The organism is Acidipila rosea (assembly GCF_004339725.1).
GTDB lineage: Bacteria > Acidobacteriota > Terriglobia > Terriglobales > Acidobacteriaceae > Acidipila > Acidipila rosea.
Genome location: NZ_SMGK01000002.1, coordinates 277154 through 294146 on the forward strand (window position 1 = coordinate 277154; position 16993 = coordinate 294146).

The 16993-nt window shown below is 60.7% G+C and carries 15 protein-coding genes; 5 read left to right on the forward strand and 10 right to left on the reverse strand.

All coding sequences use genetic code 11. From position 1 onward, the window contains the following. Positions 1 to 20: 20 nt before the first annotated feature. The 5 genes from C7378_RS06220 to hemE form a co-directional block, all read right to left on the reverse strand. Positions 21 to 1475, reverse strand: coding sequence for an aldehyde dehydrogenase family protein (locus C7378_RS06220; protein WP_131993509.1), 1455 nt, complete (start codon positions 1473 to 1475; stop codon positions 21 to 23). Then, positions 1475 to 3025: a phytoene desaturase family protein gene (gene crtI / locus C7378_RS06225; RefSeq protein WP_131993512.1), complete on the reverse strand. Its 1551-nt coding sequence runs from the start codon at positions 3023 to 3025 to the stop codon at positions 1475 to 1477. The genes C7378_RS06220 and crtI overlap by 1 nt, the downstream gene beginning before the upstream one ends. 150 nt (positions 3026 to 3175) lie before the next feature. After that, the gene (hemG, locus tag C7378_RS06230) at positions 3176 to 4570 is read right to left on the reverse strand and encodes a protoporphyrinogen oxidase (protein WP_131993515.1); all 1395 of its coding nucleotides are present in this window, start codon (positions 4568 to 4570) and stop codon (positions 3176 to 3178) included. Then, a complete protein-coding gene (gene hemH, locus C7378_RS06235; protein ID WP_341539127.1) occupies positions 4567 to 5490 on the reverse strand; it encodes a ferrochelatase in 924 nt (307 codons plus the stop codon). The genes hemG and hemH overlap by 4 nt, the downstream gene beginning before the upstream one ends. Then, entirely contained in the window at positions 5483 to 6607 is a 1125-nt protein-coding gene (gene hemE, locus C7378_RS06240; RefSeq protein WP_243648104.1) for a uroporphyrinogen decarboxylase, read from the reverse strand. The genes hemH and hemE overlap by 8 nt, the downstream gene beginning before the upstream one ends. An 18-nt stretch (positions 6608 to 6625) precedes the next feature. Between hemE and pnuC the strand changes: the two genes are divergently transcribed. Together pnuC and C7378_RS06250 are read left to right on the forward strand one after the other, a co-directional pair. After that, positions 6626 to 7261, forward strand: a complete 636-nt coding sequence (gene pnuC, locus C7378_RS06245; RefSeq protein ID WP_207901360.1) for a nicotinamide riboside transporter PnuC — start codon at positions 6626 to 6628, stop codon at positions 7259 to 7261. Next, positions 7258 to 7821 (forward strand): AAA family ATPase, encoded by a 564-nt coding sequence (locus tag C7378_RS06250; RefSeq protein ID WP_131993521.1) that lies wholly within the window; start codon positions 7258 to 7260, stop codon positions 7819 to 7821. Before pnuC ends, C7378_RS06250 begins: the two co-directional genes overlap by 4 nt. Here the strand turns inward: C7378_RS06250 and C7378_RS06255 are convergent. Then, positions 7784 to 9802: a S9 family peptidase gene (locus tag C7378_RS06255; RefSeq protein WP_243648105.1), complete on the reverse strand. Its 2019-nt coding sequence runs from the start codon at positions 9800 to 9802 to the stop codon at positions 7784 to 7786. The two genes, C7378_RS06250 and C7378_RS06255, sit on opposite strands and share 38 nt — an antisense overlap. 91 nt (positions 9803 to 9893) lie before the next feature. On the opposite strand from C7378_RS06255, the gene murA reads away from it, so the two are divergent. Genes murA through C7378_RS06270 form a run of 3 tightly spaced genes read left to right on the forward strand, consistent with a single transcriptional unit; the run spans position 9894 to position 13253 of the window. Continuing rightward, entirely contained in the window at positions 9894 to 11186 is a 1293-nt protein-coding gene (gene murA / locus C7378_RS06260; RefSeq protein ID WP_131993524.1) for a UDP-N-acetylglucosamine 1-carboxyvinyltransferase, read from the forward strand. A 56-nt stretch (positions 11187 to 11242) separates the two neighbouring features. Beyond that, on the forward strand, positions 11243 to 12346 hold the full coding sequence (locus C7378_RS06265; protein ID WP_131993527.1) for a Gfo/Idh/MocA family protein: 1104 nt from the start codon (positions 11243 to 11245) through the stop codon (positions 12344 to 12346). 55 nt (positions 12347 to 12401) lie between these two features. Beyond that, positions 12402 to 13253 (forward strand): SCO family protein, encoded by an 852-nt coding sequence (locus C7378_RS06270; RefSeq protein WP_131993530.1) that lies wholly within the window; start codon positions 12402 to 12404, stop codon positions 13251 to 13253. On the opposite strand, the gene C7378_RS06275 is transcribed toward C7378_RS06270, so the two are convergent. Genes C7378_RS06275 through C7378_RS06290 form a run of 4 tightly spaced genes read right to left on the reverse strand, consistent with a single transcriptional unit; the run spans position 13250 to position 16954 of the window. Continuing rightward, positions 13250 to 15115, reverse strand: coding sequence for an ABC transporter ATP-binding protein (locus C7378_RS06275; protein ID WP_243648106.1), 1866 nt, complete (start codon positions 15113 to 15115; stop codon positions 13250 to 13252). The two genes, C7378_RS06270 and C7378_RS06275, sit on opposite strands and share 4 nt — an antisense overlap. 18 nt (positions 15116 to 15133) lie before the next feature. Beyond that, positions 15134 to 15508 (reverse strand): hypothetical protein, encoded by a 375-nt coding sequence (locus tag C7378_RS06280; RefSeq protein ID WP_131993533.1) that lies wholly within the window; start codon positions 15506 to 15508, stop codon positions 15134 to 15136. 55 nt (positions 15509 to 15563) lie between these two features. Beyond that, positions 15564 to 16076 carry a gluconokinase gene (locus tag C7378_RS06285; protein WP_131993536.1) on the reverse strand — a complete coding sequence of 171 codons (513 nt, stop codon included), beginning with the start codon at positions 16074 to 16076 and terminating at the stop codon, positions 15564 to 15566. Beyond that, on the reverse strand, positions 16073 to 16954 hold the full coding sequence (locus tag C7378_RS06290; protein WP_131993539.1) for an SCO family protein: 882 nt from the start codon (positions 16952 to 16954) through the stop codon (positions 16073 to 16075). The genes C7378_RS06285 and C7378_RS06290 overlap by 4 nt, the downstream gene beginning before the upstream one ends. Between the last annotated feature and the right edge of the window lie 39 nt (positions 16955 to 16993).

The following is a 16993-nucleotide window of genomic DNA, read 5'->3' on the forward strand; positions in this document are numbered from 1 at the left end:
CCTTTGCAGAATCATCCGTGTCAGCGGCCAAGCTTCTGCGCCGCCTTGATTGTTTCGCGCAGGCCTTCCAGCCGTGTGCGCAGGCCCCTGCCGTGCAGCGTCCTTGCAATTGCCTCAAAAAAAGCGATGTGGGCATCCGTCGTTGGGCGATACGCGAGCAGACTCTTCGAGCGCTGCCTGACCACAGCTCTGGCTGAAGTCATCTCCAGCAGCCCCTCACGCCCTCGCGTGCGGCCAAAGCCGCTCCTGCCAATGCCGCCGAAAGAAACACGCGGATCGGCCGTAGGCACGATCAGGTCATTGATAATCACCACACCTGCGCGAATCCGCAGCGCCAGCCGCTCTGCCGCTCGTGCCGAACCAAAGACAGCCGCGGTGAGCGCATAGGGGCACCGCGCGTAGAGGCCCAGCGCTTCGCCTTCGTCTGATGTCTGCATCATCGAGATCATTGGCGCAAACACATCCGTCTGCACCGCCTTCATATCGGGAGTCGCTCGCGCAAGCAACAGCGGGCGCACGGTATCTCCCTCTATTCCGCCGCAGACAATCGCAGCCCCAAGCTGCCGCGCATCGTCAAGAAGCTCCGAGACGAGATCCAGCGTCCGCAACGGGACAGGCACTGGCGGCAACTGAGCGAGAGCGCTCTTCAGTTTCGCAAGCAGCGCATCCGCAACTGAAGTAGTTACAAATATCCGGCGCGGAGCCATGCAGGTAGCGGAGCCATTCAGTCGCAGACCGAATGCAATCGCCTCCACCACGCGGGAAAGGTCGGCTCCCTCCGTCACAAACACCGCATCGCAACCCGAAAGCTCCATCACTGACGGAGTCAGTTTCTCAGCGCACTCGCGCATCACGGCGTGCCCGGTGTTCTCTCCACCAGTGAGGATGACCTTGTCGACACCTGCTTGAATGAGAGCCGATGCCGCTTCCACATCTTCGTCGACCACCTCAAGAAGCAGCGGATCAAGTCCGCACTCCAACAGCATCCTTCGCAGCGCCCGCGCCGGCGCCGAGCAGCCAGGGGCAGGCTTCCACTGCACGGCATTGCCGGCAGTCAGGGCCTGCAGAGCCTGTACCCCAGGCAGCAGCAACGGATAGTTCGCAGCCGCGAGAATCAACACCACGCCCAGAGGTTGCCGTGTCACTTCCACTTCCACGCCGCTCAGCCACAGTGGCCGGGCACTCGTACTCTCTCGCCGCGACGCCAGAATATATGCCGCCTCGCGCTCCAGAAAGCGGCACGCCTCTGCCAGTGGCAGCACTTCTGCAACCAGCGTATCGGCGAGCGTGCGATGCAGACTGCCCGGCAGCTCCAACGGAACCGTCTCTGCCAGCTCAACCGCTGCTTGCGCGAGACGCGCGCGAAGTCTCCGAACCAGCCGCAGCCGTTCGCGCAAAGAAGTCTGCAACCACACCTGCTGCGCTGCGCGGACTGCGTCGAGCCGCATCTCGACATCCTCCGCAGCGTGCGTCATCAGGACACCGCCTCATACGCTGGAGCGCCGGTCAGCGAACCAGCTGGCTCCCACTGCGGCTCAACGCGCATATCTTCCAGCAGCAGCCGTGAGGTAATGCGTGCCGACTCGAAGATAACCGGCAGACCGCTGCCCGGGTGTGTTCCGCCACCAACCAGGTAGACGCCGTCAACGTCTTCAAACCTGTTATGTGGGCGCAGGTGCAGCATCTGTTTCAGGTTATGCGCCATGCTGAACGTGGCGCCCTTGTAGAGCCCGAAGTCGTTGCCCCAGGAAACAGGAGTTAACCGCTTTTCGAAGCGTATGCGCTGCTCCACGTCGGTGATGCCAATCTTTTCCAGCTGCCTGAGCGCCAGCGCGCGAAAGCGCTCTTCTTCTTTCGCCCAGTTGACGTTCTTATGCTCGTGCGTCACCGGGAGCAGCATGTAGAGTGTGCTGTGTCCCTTAGGGGCCAGCGTTTCGTCTGTCACGCTTGCGTTCTGCACGTAGAACGAAGGATCCTCCGATAGCCGGTGATCGCGTTCAATATCACGAAGGTTCTGCTGATAGTCGCGTGCAAGATAAATCGTGTGATGAGCAATGTTGTCGTAGCGCCCTTCCAGCCCGAGATACAGCATGAACGTTGAGCAGGAGAAGCGCTTGCGCGCGATACGTTCATCGGTCCAGCGACGGCGCAGATGATTCGGCACCATCCTCTTCATCGCTTCTGCAAAGTCGGCATTGACGACGATTGCGTCAGCCGCAAGCGAGCCTTTCGCGGTGCGCAGCCCCACCGCTCTACGCCCTTCGAAGATAAGCTGCTCGACTGCCTCTTCCATCAGAAACTTCACGCCCAGGTCTTCGGCGACTCGTGCCATTGCCTTCGACACCGCGCCACAGCCACCTGTGGGATGAAAGACGCCATGTTCATACTCCAGGAACGAAAGAATACTGAACAGGCTCGGGCAGGTGAAAGGCGACATACCCAAATACTTCGATTGAAAGCTGAAGCCCAGCCGGATGCGCTCATCCTGAAAGTAGCTTCGCAGATCGGAGTCGAGACAGCGCCAGGGTCGAAGCAGGGGAAGCATCTTGAGCATCCGCACCTTTGCCAGGTCACGCCAGCTCTCAAACGGTGATTCCAGGAACGGAATAAACCGCTCCAGCTTCCGCCTGTTGTCTGAGAAGAAGGCATGCAGTCGCATCGCGTCCGCGGGAGAAATAGCAGCCACAGCCTGCTCCATCTTCTCCACATTGGGAGTCGCTTCCAACTCGCCGCCTGCGCCGAAGACCAGCTTGTATTGCGGATCCAGCCGCGTCATCGGCACCTCTGTGTCGAGATCGCGGCCCGCCGCTGCAAAAATCTCCCGCAGCACGCGAGGATAGAGGAAGAAGGTCGGGCCTGTATCGAACTTGTAGCCTTGCTGCTCAATCGTAGAGGTGCGTCCGCCCACGACGGCTCGCTTCTCAACCACCGTCACATCTACCCCTGACTTTGCCAGCAGGATAGCTGCTGCGAGTCCTCCGGGCCCCGCGCCCGCGATAACTACCTTCCGCCCTCGATTACTCATTTGTGTGCTTCCCGCTTGCCTGCCCGAGATTGTAGGACTAATAACCCGTTCACGTCTGCAACTTAACTACATCTTGCCAGAATGAACTCGCCTGCGTGGCGGTCAGGTGTCTACTTTGTAATACGGATTTTGCTCACACGAAAGAGTGCTTTATCGCGTCAGGGAGCGAGCGGAGTCCCGTCCCTGGCGAACCAGTTCAGGCAGTCCCACACCGTGGTAGGCGTTGCCCACCAGTCGCAGTCCCTGCTGCGCACGCTCCAGGCTTGCCAGCTCCGCCATCCGCTCCAGGTGCCCGACTCCGTACTGTGGCAGCGAAAGCGGCCAGTGCCGCACCAGGCTGAAATCGGGGGTGGGCAGCGGGCCCAGCAGCCGCGAAAGTCTGCGATGCGCGGTCGCAGCGATCTGGTCGTCGGAGAGACCGGCCATCGCTCCTGCTGCTTCGCCGCCATAGAATCCCCGCAGCAATACTCCTCCTGCCGGTGCACGATGCGAAAACTTCTGGTGAACAAAAGTGCAGGCGAGCAGCGCCGGCTCGCCATCCCCATTTGGCTTGCCGCTGACCGGCTCCAGGAATCCGAACCCCCGGGGGATTCGCAGCTTTTGCGCGTTCTCCGGCGTAAAAGCAAGCGCAACAACCACCGCGGACGTGGCATCCATCTCCACCAGCGAAGCCATCCTCGCGTCCACCGGTTTGAGCAGCTTTTTCGTGATGTGAGGAGGTGTAGCGATGATGATCGCGTCAAAGCTTTCTTCACCGGACAGCCCTGTAACCTGCCAGCCGGCCCCCCGCCGCTCGATCCCGCTCACCGCCTCGCCCAGGCGTACTGACATCGCTGGCAGCTTAGCTGCCATGCCATCGATCAGCCTCTGCAGGCCGCCTTTCAGCGTGGTGAAAACAGAAGCCTGCGGAGCGCTCGCGCGCGACTGCACTGCGCTGATCAGGCTTCCCTGCTCACGCTCCATCTTTACAAATCCGGCCATCACGGCACGAGCGCTCAGCTTCGCGATATCGCCGCCAAAAATGCCCGCAAGCAATGGCGCGGCCAGCGTGTCCGTCACCTCATCGCCAAAGTGCCTGCGCACAAAATCAGCAATGGATTCGTCAGCGCCATCGGCAAGCGCCGCAGCCTTCAACTCCTCGGCTCGTTTGGGCTCTCGCAGGTAGGCGAGCTTCGCCTGCCATGAAAAGAGCGGCGAACTCAGCAGCGGCTCCCACTTCGCGGGAACCATCATGCGCATCCCCTCAGGCATCGCGGCGAGCGTATTGCCGCGCACCAGGTAGGTGAGCCGCGCCGTGTCATTCGACGCGATAATGTCGTCTTCGAGCCCCAGCTCGATTGCCAGCTCTCGTGCCCAGGGTTTTTCCTTCACCCAAGAGTCCGGCCCGCACTCGACCACGAAACCTTCATGGTGCACCGTCTCGACAATGCCGCCAAGCCGTGCCGACGCTTCGTAGAGCACGAATTCCCTGCCCTGCAGAGCCAGTTCATAGGCCGCAGCTACACCGCTGATGCCTCCGCCAATTACCGCTATGCGTCCACTCATGCCTGCAGCCGCGCCAGACCACCGCGAGCCAGCTCAGCGAGCGCCTCGGTCAGCAGCGGCGACGAATTCAGCGATTCGGGACGGGTAACCCGGAGGCCGATCTTCTCGCCAAATTCTCTGAAGCCAATATCGATGTCATAAAGGATCTCTACGTGATCGCAGAGAAAGCCAATCGGCTGAATCATCACCGCCTCGTGGCCTTCCTCGCGCAGCGCCTTCAATGTGTCTTCAACGCTCGGTCCGATCCACGGTCCACCTGACATGCCCTGACTCTGGAAGGCGAAAAACCATCTCAGCCCCGGAAAGCGCTCAGCCACCAGGGCTGCGGTCTGCTTCGCATCGAGGGGATAAGGATCAGGAGCCGGAGCGGCTTTGCCCTCAACCGCTGGCTGCGTCTGGATCGTCCTGCAAGGCACGCTGTGCGCCGTAAAGAGGACAGGCATCTGTGCCTGCTCCCGCGTAAAAGCAGCCTTCAGTCGATCCGCAAAGGCATCCGCCAGCAACGGGTGATCGGCCCATCCCTCGACAAAGTCGATCTTGATCGCATCGCCCGCCTCGGCAAAGACGGCGCGGCGATAGAGTCCCACGCTGGTACGCGAGTTCTGCGGCGCCAGGCAGACAGCAACTGCATCTGTCACGCCGTCGGCACGCATCTGCCGCACCGTGTCGACGATGTAAGGCTTCCAGTTGCGCATCCCGACATACACCGGCAGATCGAGCTTCTCTGCCAGCAGCCGGCCCTGCTCCATCGTCAGACCGGTCAGCGGACTTTGCCCGATCAGCGAGTAGCGGTGGCGAATCTCTTCAATCACGGACTCGGGCATGGGTCGCCCGCTGGTCACGTTGCGCAGGTATTCGGGTATCTCATCGAGCGCATCGGGGGTTCCGTGGGCCAGCAGAATCACCCCGGATTTAGCCACGTTTCGCCTCCGCTGCAAACTCGCGCACGAAGCGAACCACATGCTGTACGTTCTCAACCGGCGTGCCCGGCACAATCCCATGTCCCAGGTTAAAGATGTGTCCTGCTCGTCCCTCCGCCTGCGTCAGGATCTGCCGCACGCGCGTGCGGATCAGTTCCGGCTCGGCAAACAGTGTGATCGGATCGAGGTTCCCCTGCACCGCGCAGCTGTAGTCCAGTGTGCGCCATGCAACATCGAGCGGCGTACGCCAGTCCAGCCCGAGCACATCGGCGCCCGTCTCACGCATCGCCGGCAGCAGGCTCGCCGTATCCACGCCGAAGTAGATCACCGGCACACCCATCGCCTGCACCTCGCGCACGAGGGTCTTCGTCACCGGCAGCACAAAATCGCGATAGTCCTCGACGCTCAATGCACCCGCCCAGCTGTCGAAGATCTGGATCACGTCCGCCCCGGCCTCGACCTGCTGCGCCGCATACTCGCGCAGCACCGTTGCCAGCTTGTCGAGCAGCCTGCGCCATACATCCGGCTGGCGATACATCAGCTTCTTGGTTTCGATATAGTTGCGCGATCCGCCGCCTTCGATCATGTAGCTGGCCAGCGTGAAGGGCGCACCGCAGAAGCCGATAATGCCCAGCCGGTCTTTGAAGTGGGCGACAACCTTGGCGATCGCCTCGGCGACATAGCCAAGCTCTGAAGCCCTGTCCGTGCGCAATCGCATCACGTCTTCCGCGGTCCGCACCGGCTTGTGAATCACCGGGCCCTCACCGGCCAGAAATTCAAAATCCAGCCCCATGCAGTCAAATGGCAGCAGCAGATCGGCAAAAATGATCGCCGCATCCACATCCAGCTTCTCAGCGGCCGTAATCGTTACCTCGGCGGCGAGTTTAGGATCCCTGCATATCTCCAGCAGCGTATGGTGGCGCCGCACCGCCTGGTACTCCGGCATATAACGCCCCGCCTGCCGCAGAAACCATACCGGCGTGCGGTCTACCGGCCGCCGCAGACATGCCCTGACAAATCGCGTACCGCCTACGCCCGGAAGCAGCCCGGAACGTGCTGCAAGATCGTCCCCAATTTCCAGCTTGTTTGATATCTCCATCGAGTCTGAGAGTAGCATCCGGGGGGCATCTCCTGCGTGACCTTAATCACACAGCTTTCCCCTGATAAAAACGTACACTGCGATACCATCGGCACTATGGGTACGGTTGAGATTCTCGGCTTTATCACCGGTGTGCTGTGCGTCTTTCTGGCCATCCGGGAAAATATCTGGAACTGGCCCATCGGCATCGCCAATAACATCTTCTATCTCATCGTTTTCTGGCAGGCAAAGCTCTATGCCGACTCCGGCCTGCAGCTCTTCTATATGTCGATAGCCATCTACGGCTGGTGGTTCTGGCTGCGGCGAGGGGAGCGCCGCAGCGGTACGAGCGAAATCCGCACTATTTCCCCGCGGATGGCCTGGGCGCTCTCGCTCGTGACCATCGTTTCGGCCGTCCTGCTCCACCTCATTCTCAGTCGCTATACCGATTCGACCGTCCCGTGGGGAGACGGCATCACCACCGCTCTCAGCCTCACCGCTCAGTTCATGCTGGGCCGCAAGCTCCTTGAGAACTGGGTCGTCTGGATGGTCGCCGATGTCATTTACATCGCGCTCTATTGCTATAAGCACCTTTACCTCACCGCGGTGCTCTACGCCATCTTTTTTGCCCTCTGCGTCTCCGGATATACGCGCTGGCGAGCGACCCTGCGCGCCGAGGTCCTCCCTGTATGAAGCGTGTAGCCGTCGTCGGCGCCGAATCCACAGGCAAGAGCACCCTCTGCGCCCGGCTCGCGCAACACTACCAGACGGCATGGGTGCCTGAATACGGCCGCGAATACACCCTGGAGCTCGCCGCCCGCCTCGGCGCAATGGATGCCATTCACTGGACGGAAGCCGACTTCCTCCAGATAGCCAAAGGCCAGCTGGCTGCTGAAAAGGAGGCCCAACAGCACGCTGCCGGCCTCCTTATCTGCGATACGGATATCCTCGCCGTTTCCATCTGGCAGGAGCGTTATCTCGGGACACGCAATCGCGCCATCGAGGCGCTGGCCTCCGCCCATCCCATCGACCTCTACCTGCTCACCGCGTGCGATGTGCCCTTCGTCGCCGACGAAATCCGCGATGGCGAACACTTCCGCGAGTGGATGACCGCCCGCTTCCGCGAGGTTCTCGATCACAAGCAACTGCCCTTCGTCGAGCTGCACGGCGACTGGCAGCAGCGCTTTGACCAGGCCGCGGCTGCCATCGACCGCCTTACGGCTTCGGCATCAGGTACTTGTCGTACCAGTTGAAGTAGCGCTGGTAGCGGTCGCGGATGAAGCTTGGCCGGGTAAAGCCGTGAAACTGCCCCGGATAAACAATCAGCTCCGTCGGAACATTCAGGCTTCGCAGCGCCTCATACATCTGCTCGCCCGCCACGACCGGCACGTTGAAGTCGCGGTCGCCTCCCATGAACAGCGTCGGCGTCTTGATCCGATCTGCATGGAAGAGCGGGTAGCCCAGCTTTAGATAAGCCTGTGGGTTCTTCCACGGCGAGCCCACCTCGTTGTCGTACTGAAAGACATACTGGTCCACGCCGTAAAGCGACAGTGGATTGCCCGTACCCGCTCCGCTGATCGCCGCCTTGAAGCGTGTCGTGCTGGCAATTGTGTAATCCGTCAGGATGCCGCCGTAACTCCATCCGCCCACGCCCAGCCGATCAGGATCGGCGATTCCCTCCTTCACCGCCTCATCGACCGCAGCCAGCAAATCGATCACTTCCTTGTCGCCCCAATCAGCAAAGATGGCCTGCTGGTAACTCGCCGAGCGCCCCGCGCTGCCGCGATAGTTCACATTGAGTACCGCATAGCCGCGCGCTGCAAAGAGCTGCCGCTCCGGGTTGAACATGTGCGCATCCTGCGCATCCGGGCCGCCGTGAATCCGCAGCAGCATCGGAACCTTGCTCCCCGCTGCATAGGTTGGAGGCAACGTCAGCACGGCGTGAACCTCATTGCCGTCCTTCGTCTTTGCAGAAAGGTCCTGCGTTTTGCCCAGCTTCAACTGGGCCAGCAGCGCATCGTTGTGGGAGGTCAGCTTGCGCAGCTTGCCATCTTCCAGCGCGAAGATCTCCGGCGCCGTCTCATCCGTTGACCAGAGTGCCGCCGCGTGACCGGCCGCCGCATCATGGGTCAGCACCACCCCCGGCGTCTTCACCAGTCTGCGAACCGTCCCGTCTGCCACGTTTACTGAAGCCGGATATTGCGAGCGGTCATCCTCGACCAACACCACAATCGACTTACCATCCGCCGACCACTCCGGCTGCGACACCGCGCGATCCAGCTTGGTTGTCAGCACGCGCGGCTCGCCCCCATCCGCACCTACCACCGCCAGTTTGAACTGGTTGTACTCCTCATACTTCGGCTCGCTGCCCTGCAGGTACGCTACCTGCGTGCTGTCCGGGCTCCAGGCCAGCTTTCCGGCATCGGGCCCGTCAAAGGTTGTCAGCTTCCGTGCTGTCGATCCAGCCTTTGCATCCACAACAAAAACATCCGTATTTGTCGTGCGATCCGGGTCTGCATCATGGTTGCTCACATACGCGATGCGTCTGCCGTCCGGCGACCAGACAGCCCGGCCTTCATCGAACGCCGGATCCGTAGTCAGCTTCTCCAGCTTGTGCGTGGCCAGGTCGTAGAGATAGAGCTGCGTGTGTTCGTTATCCCGCAGGTAGCCCACCACATCCTGCTTGAAGTGGTAGCGGTCCAGCACGATCGGCTTCGGCTTTTCCTCGCCTTCCTTCTTTTCCGGCTTCTCCGGTTCGTCGCTGGGCTTGATCGCCAGCAGCAGCTGCTTGCTATCCGGCGACCATTCATAGGCTGAGAGCTCTCCCTTTACATCCGTCAACTGCCTCGCCTCACCGCCCCGCCTGTCAAGCACCCACACCTGCGTGCCCTTCGCCGCCCCCTTGCGCCCGGAGAGGAAGGATATATATTTCCCATCCGGCGACCATCGCGGCGCGCTGGCCGACTCATCGCCATAGGTCAGCTCGATGTCCTCCGTGCCCTGCCAGTTCGTCATCCACAGGTGGGTCACCCGCTTATCCGCCGCCACGTCGGTGGTGTTCACCGTGTAGGCGACCCAGTTGCCATGAGGCGAGACCACCGGTGCTCCTACATCCTGTAGCTTGAAGAGATCGTCAAGCATCATCGAGTGCGGCGAGGCTGCTGGGGTTTGGGCAGACAACACGGGAGTGATGGCGGCAATGGCCGCAAGAGCGAGGGAAACTTTCCGGATCATGGAGCGAAGTATATAGCCAGATACCCCCGCCACCGCTAGACTTTTTCTCAGCCCGGAGCTCACCAGCCGAGCCATTTACACTAACTAAGTCATGGACAAATTTGTTATCCGCGGCGGTAATCCGCTGCTGGGCACCATCCGCGTCAGCGGCGCTAAGAACTCGGCCCTTCCCTGCATGGCGGCAGCCATTCTCACCGAAGATGAAGTCATCCTTGAAAACATCCCCCAGGTACGCGACATTGAAACCGAGCGCAAGCTGCTCGTCTCCATGGGCGCCGAGGTCGAGCTAGGCTACGGCCGCGCCCAGCATCGCACCTCCATCAGCTGCCGTGTGCTCTCAGACCCTGTTGCCAAGTACGAAATCGTCAAGACGATGCGCGCTTCGTCGCTCGTGCTCGGGCCGCTCGTCGCCCGCACCGGCCTCGCCCGCGTAGCCATGCCCGGCGGTTGCGCCATCGGCGGCCGGCCCATCGACCTCCACATCAAAGGTCTTGAAACCATGGGCGCCAAGATCAGCTACGAGCACGGCTACATCGAGGCACGCGCTGAGCGGCTCAAGGGCGCCAAGATCGTCTTCGACAAGATCACAGTCACCGGCACAGAAGACCTGCTCATGGCCGCGGTCCTCGCCGAGGGCGAAACCGTGATGGAAAACTGCGCCCGGGAGCCCGAGGTCACCGACCTTGCTGCCCTGCTGACCGCCATGGGGGCCAATATTGAAGGTGCGGGCTCCTCCACCATCCGCGTCCAGGGGGTGGAAAAGCTTCACGGCGCCCGCCACCGCATCAATCCCGACCGCATCGAGGCAGGCACGTTTCTCGTGGCAGGGGCGATCACCGGCGGCGACCTTTGCGTCGCCAACTGCAACCCGGCGCACCTCGGCGCCGTCCTCAAAAAGCTCGAAGAGAGCGGCGTCCGCGTGGACATTATTGCCAAGGACCAGATTCGCGTCCGCAGCGAAGGCGCGTTGAAGGCCACCGATATCTCCACAGAAGAGTATCCCGGTTTCCCCACGGACATGCAGGCGCAATACATGGCGCTTGCTACCCAGGCCGAGGGAACCTCAGTGGTTGCCGAAAACATCTTCGAGAACCGCTTCATGCACGTGCAGGAACTCGCGCGCATGGGCGCAAACATCAAGGTCGATGGCCGCACCGCGACCGTGCGCGGCAAAGCGCCGCTCTCTGCCGCTGCCGTCATGTGCTCTGACCTCCGCGCCTCTGCTTCACTGGTCCTGGCGGCGCTGGTGGCCGACGGTGAATCCATCCTCGACCGCGTCTACCACATGGATCGCGGCTATGAACACATTGAGGAGAAGCTCCGTGGCGTCGGCGCGCAGATACGCCGCATGGGCAACATCTTCGGCGACAAGGGTGAAGAGTAAAATTCGTGTGTCACAGGCCTCACATGTTTGAGGCCTGAAGCTTTATCGGAGGCAAGATGATTCTTCGCAAGCTGGCCGTTGCTGCTCTGGCTGTTTTCCTACCCGCACTCTCTCATGCACAACAGCCGCTTCGAGTCGCCATTGTCGGACTCGAACACGGCCATGTCGGCGGCTTCCTCAATCAATTTCCCAGGCAGCATGAAGTGCAGCTCGTCGGCATTGTCGATGCTGATGCTGCGCTCTCTGCGCGGTACGAGAAGCAGTACCACCTCGATCACAGCCTCTTCTACAGCAGCCTCGACGCAATGGTCGCCGCGCGTCACCCGCAGGCGCTTCTCGTCTATACCTCCATCGGCGAACATCGCCGGGTCATCGAAGCAGCCGCGCAGCACGGCCTTAGCGTCATGGTTGAAAAGCCGCTGACCCTCTCGCTTCCCGATGCTCTGGCCATCCGTCAGGCCGCCCGCGCTCACCACATTCAGGTGCTCGTCAACTATGAAACCACCTGGTATGCCAGCAATCGCGCAGCCTACGACCAGCTGGAAAGCGGCAAAATTGGAGACGCCCGCAAGGTCGTCGTTCACGATGGCCACCAGGGCCCTAAGGAAATCGGCGTCCAACCGGAGTTTCTCAAGTGGCTCACTGATCCGGCGCTGAACGGCGCAGGCGCTCTCTATGACTTTGGCTGCTATGGCGCCGACCTGATGACGTGGCTCATGCACGGCCAGGCTCCCATCAGCGTCACGGCCGTCGCCCAGAGCGATAAGCCGGAGACTTATTCTCGGGTGGACGACGATGCCACCATCATCCTGCAGTATCCTCACGCGCAGGCTGTGCTGATGCCCTCATGGAACTGGCCCTTCGCCCGCAAGGATATGGAAGTCTACGGCGCGACCGGCTACGCCATCACCGTGGGCCCGGATCAGTTGCGCCTTCGCTATAAAAATGAGGATGCGGAGCATGAGATCACCGCTCCTCCGCTCACCCCACCCAATGATGGCTCGCTGCATTATCTGAGCGCCGTGATGAATGGTTCGCTGGTTCCCAAGGGAGATCTCACCTCGCTCGATACAAACATGGTCGTCATGCAGATTCTCGATGCCGCACGGGAATCTGCCCGGACAGGCCGCACCATCAAGCTCAAGCCGCTTCCTCAATAAAAATCAGATAACCCGCGCCTCTTCCTGAGGCGCGGGGACGGGCGTATTCTAAAGGGTGAAAAAGACAGGCTTTCTTTTCGTACTCGCCGCGCTTGCCATAGCGTTGGCAGTTCCTTGCGCCAGCGCACAGTATTCTGCCGACAAACCTCTTGGCGCATCCGCGCAGAACGCGCCCGCTTATCTGAAGAACGCCGGCATCAGTCAGGAACTGAACCATCCTCTGCCCCTCGCCGACGAATTCACCGACGCCACCGGTCAGAAGACTCCCCTCGGCACCTACTTCGGACGTCGTCCAGTCATGCTGGCTCTGGTCTATTACAACTGCGGCATGCTCTGCCCGCAGGTGTTGCATGGCATGGCATCCGCGCTGTCGCAGACAGGCTTTCACGCAGGCAAGGAATACGATGTGGTCGTCGCCAGTATCAATCCTGACGACAAGACATCGGATGCCGCGGAGGCAAAGCAGCAGTTCCTCAAGACGCTCGGCCAGCCGGATGCCGGGAAATATGTCCACTTTCTCATCGGCCCTCAGAAGTCGATCAACGACCTCTCCGCTGCGACCGGCTTCCACTATGTTCGTGTTCCCGGCCCTGATGGCAAAATGGACCAGTTTGCCCACTCCAGTGTCATCATGATCGCCACTCCCGATGGCAGAATGTCGAAATACCTCTCCGGCATCGACTATCAGTCCCGCGATGTTCGCCTCGCCCTCATCCAGGCCAGCAACCACAAGATCGGCAGCTTCAGCGATATGGTGCTGCTCTACTGCTGCAACTACACCCCAAGTCAGGGCCGCTATACAGTTGCCGTGCTGCGCATTCTTTCGATTGCAGCGATGGCCTCGCTGCTCGCACTAGGCGGCATCTTCTATCTGCTCAGCCGCAAGCCGAAGACGCGCGCCAGTTAGCTTTCCGTTTCGAGCACCGCGCCACCTTCACCCGGCGCCAGAAAAAGATTCTGCTCCAGGCCGTGCTGCCGCGTGTAGAGGTCATAGTAGCGACCTTCCAGCGCATAGAGCATCTCGTGCGTTCCCCGCTCCACGATCTGTCCGCCTTCCACAACAAGGATCTGGTCTGCCCGCCGGATCGTCGACAGTCTGTGCGCGATCACAAACGTTGTCCGCCCCTGCATCAGGTAGCTGAGCCCCTGCTGGATCATCGCCTCCGACTCTGAATCGAGCGATGAGGTCGCCTCATCCAGGATCAGTATCCGAGGATCGGCCAGGATCGCCCGCGCAATCGAGAGCCGCTGCCGCTGGCCGCCAGACAGCTTCACGCCTCGCTCGCCGACGATCGTCTCATAGCCATCGGCAAAGCGCTCCGCAAACTCATCCACTCGCGCAATGCGGCAAGCCTCCAGAAACTCCTCGTCCGTCGCCTCCGGATAAGAGAACACGACATTCTCGCGGATCGTCCCGTCGAAGAGAAATGACTCCTGCAGGACCACGCCCAGCTGGCTCCGATAGCTGTCGAGCTTCACGGTCGCCAGGTCGATCCCGTCCACCAGCACTTGGCCTGTATCGGGTGTGTGGAAGGCGCAAACCAGGCTGATGATCGTCGATTTGCCTGAACCCGACGAACCCACCAGCGCCGTTACTGTCCCAGGCTGTGAATCGAAGGTGATCCCATGCAGCACAGGCTTGTCAGCCTCATAGGCAAAGCGGACATCTTCGAACCTCACCTCGCCGCGCAGCTCACCCAATGTCGTCACTCGCTTCGGGTCGCTGAACTCGTCCTTCTCTTCCAGGATTTCAATCGTGCGATCCAGCCCGGCGACCGCTTCGGTCAACTGTGTACCGACGTTCACCACCTGGAAGACCGGCGCAACCATAATCGCCAGGAAAAAGGTGTACTGGAAGTAGCCGCCGGTCGTCATCTGGCCGTGCAGCACAGCGCGGCCACCAAGCAGCATCACCATCCCGCCCACAACACCCATGACCGTCGTCGCTGCGAACGACAGCGTGCTCGTCGCCGTCAACGACCGCATCACGTTTTCAAGCAGCCGCTGCACACCGCCGGCAAAGACGCCCGCCTCACGCTTCTCTGCGAAATAACCCTTGACCACGCGCACGCCGCCCAGTGACTCGGTGAGCCTGCCCGTCACCTCGGCATTGATCCGGCCACGCTCGCGGAAGATGGGCCGTATCGTTTTGAATGCCTTCTGCAGCACAACGACAAACAAGGCCACCACGCCGAAGACGGCCAGCGTCATATTGCGATTGCTGTAAAGCAGATAGCCAAACACAATCGCGGCGGTCATGATGCCGCCCACGAACTCGACCAGCCCCGTTCCGATCAGGTTCCGGACGCCCTCAACATCGGTCATGATGCGCGAGACCAGCACCCCCGTGCGGTTGCTGTCATAGAAGCTGACGGAGAGCCTGCCAATGTGCTGCTGCACCTCTTTGCGCAGATCCGCAATCAGCCGTTGCGCCTCTTTTGAAAGCAGCTGGGTCAATGCAAAGGAAGTAGCTGCCTGCACAGCTGTCGCTGCAAAAACCAGACCAACCAGTTGCAGCAGCTTCTCCGCATGGTGGTGGTTCAGCACCGTGTCGATCAGATATTTTGAAGACCAGGGCAGCACCAGCCCTGAGACCCGGTTCACCGCCATCAGCAACAGCCCCAGAAAGAGCAGCGCGCGGCGTGGGCGAATCAGCCGCCACACCTCCGGCAGCACCTTCTTGAGCTGCGGCTTGCGCTTCGGCATCTCCGCCGCCGCGCCCTTCGCCGCCCCACGCGACGAGGTGCTGCGCTCAGCTCTTGCCGACATGGAACCGGGACGCATCATCTAGGCCCGCGCTCTGCGCGCCGCGATGAACGACCGCACGCACAGCACCACGTAAACCAGCAGCAGCGCCGCCATCGCAGCCTTCTCCTCGACGGCCACCGGACGCGCAAACTGCACACCCTGCTTCATGCGCACAAAGTCCACCAGCGCCTTCGCCGTGCCGAGAAAGCCGAGCAGGCCGATCGTGACGGCGATATGCATGTGGAGCATCCGCTTCTTCACATCATCCGTACGCGCAAGAAAGCCGAAGATGACCAGCAGTAGCCCTGCGAACGCCGGAATCAGCGAAGTAGGCGCATGGGCGCCCGTCGCCATAAATGAAAACAGCCCAAGCAGAATGAGAACAATACCGAATGAAATCGTGAGTCTTGCCATTGTTGCGTGTGCCTCCAGAGCACAAAAATCGTATGGTTCTTACTTCCCTGCGGCTTTACTGCAGAGGATGAATAGCCGTCACCTTCAGCTCGTCGAGGATCTTCTGTGCAATCTCTACCGGTGTCCCTTCCACGGAAACATGCAAGGCATCCTTCGGGTTTTCAAGCGTAGCCAGCTGGCTGTCCAGCAGCGCCGGGTTCATATATTCATGGTGCCGCTTCGCCAGCCGCTCGGCGATGAGCGCCTTCGGAGCTTCCAGCACCACGAACTGATAGCTCCCGGGTGCTAATCCCGAGGATAGCGTATCGCGATAAGTCTGCTTGAGAGCCGAGCAGGTCAGCACGCCGCTTTCCCCCTGCTGCTGCCAGCCCAGCAACACCTGGTGCAGCGTCTCCAGCCACGGCGCGCGATCAGCGTCATTCAGCGGAATTGCCGCCTTCATCTTCGCCCGGTTTGCCTCACTGTGGTAGTCGTCGCCTTCTGCAAACTTCCAGCCGGTTGCCGCGATAAGCTCGTTTGCGATGGTCGTCTTTCCCGTCCCCGTAACTCCCATCAGGATCACGATCATGCTTTCTTGTTGCCTCCGAGTAGCTGCTTCACATCGTTGAAGATCTGGTCCGGCGTCCAGTCGTTCGTCGGATACCACTTGTAGACCTTGCCATCCGGCCCTATCACGATCGTGGAGAGAGAATGCGTGATCGTACGGTCCTTCTCCGGCGTCGCTCCCACATCGAAGAATCTGAGCAGCGGAGCGAGATCTTTTTTGTTCGGCGCCGCAAAGTCCCAGTGCGCAAAGTTCTCCTTCGTATACTTCCCGGTATAAGCCTCGCCGTAGCTGCGCAGCACCTTGGGAGTGTCATAGTCCGGGTCGAAGCTCACGCTCAGCAGGTGCGTCTTCTTGTAGAGTGCCGGGTCCGCCGCCAGCATCTTGTCCAGCTGTGCAAAGTTCCGGCTCATCCTCGGGCAGAAATCCGCCAGCGGGCAGCGCGTGTAGATGAAAGTCATCAGCAGCACCTTGCCCTTGAACTCACCAAGATGGATCGTCTTTGCGCTCTGGTTCAGCAGTTTGAAGTCGGGAACATCGTCGCCCGGCTTCAGCGGATGGTAAAAGAAGCTCGGCTTGTAATCGGGCTTTGCCTGCGCGGTGATGACGATCTGGTCAAGGAAGTCGCCCTTGTCGGAGACCAGCAGGGTCGCCGTAATGCTGTCGCCCGGATGCAATTCGCTGAGGATGCTTCGATCGGCAAGGCGATACGGCATCGTCATCGCTTCCATAAATCCGGGGATAGCCGCCGAATCGAGCGTCACCTCGCCTCGGGCTGCATCGGTCGAGACAACCTTGCCACGAACCGGATAGTGTTTTGCCGAGGTATCGTTCGCCGCGGCAATCCCAGCTGCATTGGGATGACTGCGGCAGCCCGCAAGCACCAACGCCAGCAACGTCATGCTAAGAATGTTTCGCTTCACAGGACAGTTTACACTCGC